A 5,299-nucleotide genomic window follows, 5' to 3' on the forward strand; every position below is an offset into this window, starting at 1 on the left:
CTCGGCATCACCTTCGCGATCCTGGGCGCGGGCATTGGCTTCTCGATCTGGAAGACGGGTAAGGTTTCGGCACGCTCACGGACTGTTAGTGTTGTTGAGATGGATCCCGACATCAAATGACCATCGTCTCCTCTCTTGATGCGGCGCAAGATGGAGCGCCGCGCCGCCTTTCGGATGTCCTGCGGGCTCTCGAGAGCGGCCTCGGTCCGCGCATTGCTCTTGGCGATCTCGTGGCTGGGCTTCACGATCGTAGCTTTGCACCGTTGATGATACTTTTTGCGGTGCCCAACGTTTTTCTCTACCTGCCGGGCTCCTCCGTCATCACCAGCCTGCCTCTGATGGTCCTGGCCCTTCAACTCTTGGCGGGACAGTCCACTGTCTGGCTCCCGAGAGCTCTTAGCGACCGATCTGTGGATCGTGCCCATTTTGCGCGGATCGTCCACTACTCCTTGCCGTGGGTCGAACGTATCGAACGTCTTGCACGACCGCGGTTCTGGCCGCGGGCAACCACCGCGATGATTGACCGCTTGATCGGATTTGCGTGTCTGGTGATGTCGCTGCTGCTGTTCCTGCCGATCCCCTTCGCCAATGGTGTGCCTGCACTGGCAATCATCGCTCTGGGACTCGCGTTGAGCGAGCGCGACGGGATTTGGCTCATTCTGGGATTTCTGGGCTCCGCTTTTGCTATCATCTTTGTTACGGCCATGATCGGTGGCGGCGCTTTTGCTCTTGCTCGGATCTTCTGATGGGCAAGCTGGCCTCCTTTCCTGGCTTGAACTCCATGAATGTTGTGTCTCCAAGCGGGCACGGGCGCGCGCTGGCCCTGACGATCGGCGCGATCGGTGTCGTTTACGGTGATATCGGCACCAGTCCGCTTTACGCGCTACGCGAAGCCCTGCGGCCCGCGGCCGAGGACGGCCTGACCTCTGGCGAGGTGATCGGCGTGGTCTCCCTTCTGCTCTGGGCATTGATCCTTGTCGTGACTGCAAAATATGTCCTGTTCCTGCTACGGGCCGACAATCGCGGGGAGGGTGGCGTGCTGGCGCTGTACGCTCTCGTCCAGTCGGCGACCCGGCGCGGCGGGCTGGCGATTTTCCTTCTGGCCATTGCCGGCGCGGCTCTGTTCTTCGGCGACGCGATCATCACACCGGCGATCTCGGTTCTATCCGCAGTGGAGGGTCTGAAGCTGGTAACGCCGGTCTTCGAGCCGTACGTCTTGCCGACCGCACTCGTCATCCTTACCGCGCTTTTCCTGATCCAGAGCCGCGGCACTGGGCCGCTTGCGCGCTGGTTCGGGCCGATCACCGCCATTTGGTTCATCGCAATGGGGCTCTTGGGCCTCGTGCAGGTGATCAAGGCACCGGGTATTCTTGCGGCATTTAACCCCGCCTTCGCCGCCGGTTTCCTTGTCGAGCACGGGCTCGTCGCCTTCTTCGTGCTGGGTGCGGTCTTTCTCGCGGTGACCGGAGCGGAGGCGCTTTATGCCGACCTCGGCCATTTCGGGCGCCGCCCGATCCAGTATGCCTGGTTCAGTCTGGTTTTTCCTGCGCTGGCGCTGAACTATCTCGGCCAAGGGGCACTGATACTTTCGAACGGATCAGCGCTCGAGAATCCGTTCTTCCTGCTCGCGCCGGACTGGGCGCTGCTACCACTGGTGATCCTGGCAACGGTCGCGACCGTCATCGCGAGTCAGGCGGTCATCACTGGCGCCTTCTCAATGACCCGGCAAGCAGTTCAGCTCGGGCTCCTGCCTCGCTTCGAGATCAGACACACGTCGGATCGCGAGAGCGGTCAGATCTTTCTCCCTGCCATCAACTTTGTGCTTCTTGCGGGGGTGCTGCTTCTCGTCCTCGAATTCCAGACCTCAAGCAGCATGGCCGCTGCCTATGGGATCGCGGTCAGCGGCACGATGCTGGTCACGACGGCGCTCGCCATGCTGATGCTTCGGCACGTCCGGAACTGGTCCTGGTCGCTGATTGCAGCTGTCGTTATACCTATCCTCCTGATCGAAGCTGCATTCTTCTCGGCCAACCTGCTCAAGGTCCCGGAAGGCGGATACGTACCTCTCCTCCTCGGAGCTTTGATCGGGGTGGCCATGTGGACCTGGGCGCGGGGCACGCGGGACCTGTTTCGGCGGAGCCGCGAGCAGGCGGTCCCGCTAGATCGATTCATCCGGCAGATCGAACGCGGCTCGGCGCTGCATGCGCCAGGATCTGCTGTCTACCTGACGAGCGACCCCCATTCGACGCCTCCCGCCCTGCTGCATAATCTCAAGCACAATCACGTCCTGCACGAGCAGATCATCGTTCTGACCGTGGAAACACGGGAGGAACCGCGGATATCTGCCTGCGAGCGAGCAAGGGTCGAGCGGATCAACAATAGGTTCACCCGCGTGACGCTTCGGTTCGGCTTCATGGAAATGCCGAACGTGAACCGGGCGCTGGGAGAACTGCGCAAGGAGAGGCTCGATTTCGAGGGTCGAAAACTGTCGTTCTTCCTCGGTCGTCGAAAGATTGTGCCGAGTCCGACGGTCGGGATGCCGGTCTGGCAGGACCGTCTCTACATCCTGATGTCGCGTCTCGCGGCCGACCCCAGCGACTTTTACCACCTTCCTCGCGATCGCGTGGTTGAGATGGGGTCGCAGATCGCAGTGTAGACGAATTCAGTTCATCTGTTAGCCTTCAAGCTAAAAACGAAAGGAGTTTGAACGTGTTGGAGATCTGGCTGCCCCTCATCGGAGGTCTTGTCCTGCTGGTCGCCGGCGGCGAACTGCTGGTGCGAGGCGCAGTCCAGGTCGCGACGGGGCTCGGTGTTTCGCCACTGGTCATCGGCCTGACACTCGTCGGTTTCGGGACATCGACCCCCGAACTTGTCACATCCGTGCAGGCGGCGCTCTCGGATGCACCGGGGATCGCCTATGGCAACATCGTCGGCTCGAATATCGCCAACATCCTGCTGATCGCAGGCGTTGCGGCCCTGATCAGCCCGATGGCCATCACCTCCGTGGCCCTGAAGCGTGATGGCCTGGTCATGCTGTCCGTCGCCATCGCATTCTCGGTCGTTGCGTTCGCCATGCCGCTCGGACGGGTGGTGGGCGCGATCTTCGTGGCGATGCTGATCGCCTACATCTACCTCGCTTTCCGCCAGGAAAAGGCGTCCGCGCCGGCGGGGCATGGCGCGGTCTACGACAAGAGCCTCGCTCTGCAGGAGACCGACGCGGCGCTTGCACCCCCAGAATCTCCGCAACGATCTTTACTGGTTTCGGTAGTGACGGCGATTGCCGGACTGGTTCTCGTGGTGTTCGGCGGTCGCTTCCTCGTGGACGGCGCGGTGTCGCTCGCTCTGGGCTTCGGCATCTCTGAGACGGTGATCGGCCTGACTATCGTTGCTGTGGGCACGTCGATGCCGGAATTCGTAACATCCGTGGTGGCGGGTCTGAGGAAACAGGGCGACGTGGCGTTCGGCAACATCGTCGGCTCTAACATCTACAATATTCTTGGGATCGGCGGCTTTACGGCACTTATTGCTCCGGGCGCGGTCCCGCCGGAAATCGTAAGCTTCGACAACCTTGTAATGATCGGCGTGTCGCTGGCGCTGGTCATTGTCGCTTGGACGGGGCTCAGGATCGTACGTTGGGAGGGCGCCGTGCTTCTTGCCGGGTATGTCGGCTACGTCGATGTTATCTGGCCCTGAGCAGGTGATGAATTAAGGACTGGGTTTCGCCCCGCCCTGATTTCAAGATGAATGAGTGCCGTGAGCGGTCCGGAAAGGTTGAGTCCTCGGAGATGGCTCGAGGGACTGCTTCCGCGTTATACGCCGCACTGCTGAGCTTTGGCGTGTTGCGTCTGCAAAACGCGGGGGCGAAGTTTAGCGCCTGTACGGCGAAGTTTGGAACGACTGGAAAATCCCGCGGTGCGGTCGCTGCTCCCAAGGATTTCGCTGCGCTCAGTTTGAATGACCGGATCCACAGCTGCGATGCGACATGAAAAATTGCTGCGCCGCAACAGAAAACCGCTGCGAGCAGCACGCAGCGAGAATTTACTTCTTCCGCAACCGGGCTCCTTCCTGCCATTCGCCGCGGCTTTCGCTAGCGGCGGCACCGCGGACGGAGTGAGCTTTCGCTGCGCCATGCCGGAAGGTCCGCTTCAATAGGCCATAGTCTAGCGGGTCAGTGCGACACATTGACTTTAGCGGCCGTATCGCCGATATACGGCTTTAGTCCTCCGTCCGTCGTCGATCCATACTAATAGCGGATCGGCCACCACGGAGGGCTTTCTTGTTTCTATAGCCTGCTAAGACCTTTTCATGCGAACGGCCGTCCTCGTGGATGGAGGCTTCTTCGCTCGTGGATGGAGGCTTCTTCGTCCGCCGCTTCCCCAAGCTCTACCCCAACCTCGCCCGGTCCGACGCAGGCGTCGCAGCGTCCGAGCTGCACCGCATGTGCCTCGCCCATCTGCGCCCGCCGCCGCGGAGGAACGCGGATGGAGACCGATCCCAACCGGATCGACGAACTGCACCGCATCTTTTTCTACGACTGCCCGCCCCTATCGAAGCGCATCCACCAGCCCGTCAGCGGTAGAGCGGTGAACTTGGCCCAAACCGAACAAGCCGTTTTCCGTCACGCGCTCCACGACGCCTTACGCCGCCAGCACAAGGTACCGCTGAGTCTGGGGCATCTCGACGAAAAGAACGCTGAATGGGCGCTGCGCCCCGGTGTACTGAAGTCCCTACTGAGGGGCGACCGGATATGGACCAACTTAACCGATGACGACTTCCCGTATTACGCCCGCCAAAAGGTCGTGGACTTGAAGATCGGCGTAGACATCGCGCTCCTCGCCGAAAAGAAGCTGGTAGACCGGATCGTGCTCATGGCCGGTGACAGCGATTTCGTCCCTGCCTCCAAACACGCCCGCCGTGAGGGGCTGGACATCGTACTCGACGCGCTCTGAAACCCCGTCACGCCGGACCTGTGGGAACATATCGACGGGCTGCGCTCGACGAGCCCCAGACCGCTGCGGGGGGATGGCGCGTAGCGATTGTCATGGTCTGCCGGCCACGGTCAGGTAGCGGGGATCTGTCATGTATGGGCCGGTCGACGCTCTCTGCGACTGCAGCGCAATTCGCCGGTCCCGAGTTCATGCACTTCGCAGCATTCGCTAAGCGCTCGCTCCGGTCATCCACTACGCCTCGGCTGAATGGCCGGAGCGCGGACCCTTCCCGCCGTTCGCTGCGGGTGCGAGTGCGCGCCTCCGATTGGCCACCCTCCCGCAACACGTTCAAGTTACGATCGCGCGACAGA

Annotated in this window: 4 protein-coding genes; all 4 read left to right on the plus strand. The window is 61.4% G+C overall.

The genetic code is table 11. The annotated features are described in order from the left end of the window. The first annotated feature begins 116 nt into the window (after positions 1–116). The 4 genes from RISW2_RS22460 to RISW2_RS22475 all read left to right on the plus strand — a co-directional run bounded on the left by RISW2_RS22460 (position 117) and on the right by RISW2_RS22475 (position 4,949). On the plus strand, positions 117–746 hold the full coding sequence (locus tag RISW2_RS22460) for an exopolysaccharide biosynthesis protein (protein ID WP_084615539.1): 630 nt from the start codon (positions 117–119) through the stop codon (positions 744–746). Beyond that, positions 746–2,656 (plus strand): potassium transporter Kup, encoded by a 1,911-nt coding sequence (locus RISW2_RS22465; RefSeq protein WP_244437724.1) that lies wholly within the window; start codon positions 746–748, stop codon positions 2,654–2,656. The genes RISW2_RS22460 and RISW2_RS22465 overlap by 1 nt, the downstream gene beginning before the upstream one ends. Before the next feature lie 53 nt (positions 2,657–2,709). Continuing rightward, positions 2,710–3,693 (plus strand): calcium/sodium antiporter, encoded by a 984-nt coding sequence (locus RISW2_RS22470; protein ID WP_043775487.1) that lies wholly within the window; start codon positions 2,710–2,712, stop codon positions 3,691–3,693. 788 nt (positions 3,694–4,481) lie between these two features. Continuing rightward, on the plus strand, positions 4,482–4,949 hold the full coding sequence (locus RISW2_RS22475; RefSeq protein ID WP_051492356.1) for an NYN domain-containing protein: 468 nt from the start codon (positions 4,482–4,484) through the stop codon (positions 4,947–4,949). Positions 4,950–5,299 lie beyond the last annotated feature (350 nt).

The organism is Roseivivax isoporae LMG 25204 (genome assembly GCF_000521865.1).
In the GTDB taxonomy this organism is placed as follows: Bacteria; Pseudomonadota; Alphaproteobacteria; order Rhodobacterales; family Rhodobacteraceae; genus Roseivivax; species Roseivivax isoporae.

Excerpts from the sequence above, each read along its gene's own strand:
- RISW2_RS22460 (WP_084615539.1), top strand. The coding sequence starts at position 117 with ATGACCATCGTCTCCTCTCTTGATGCGGCGCAAGATGGAGCGCCGCGC.
- RISW2_RS22465 (WP_244437724.1), top strand. The coding sequence starts at position 746 with ATGGGCAAGCTGGCCTCCTTTCCTGGCTTGAACTCCATGAATGTTGTG.
- RISW2_RS22475 (WP_051492356.1), top strand. The coding sequence starts at position 4,482 with ATGGAGACCGATCCCAACCGGATCGACGAACTGCACCGCATCTTTTTC.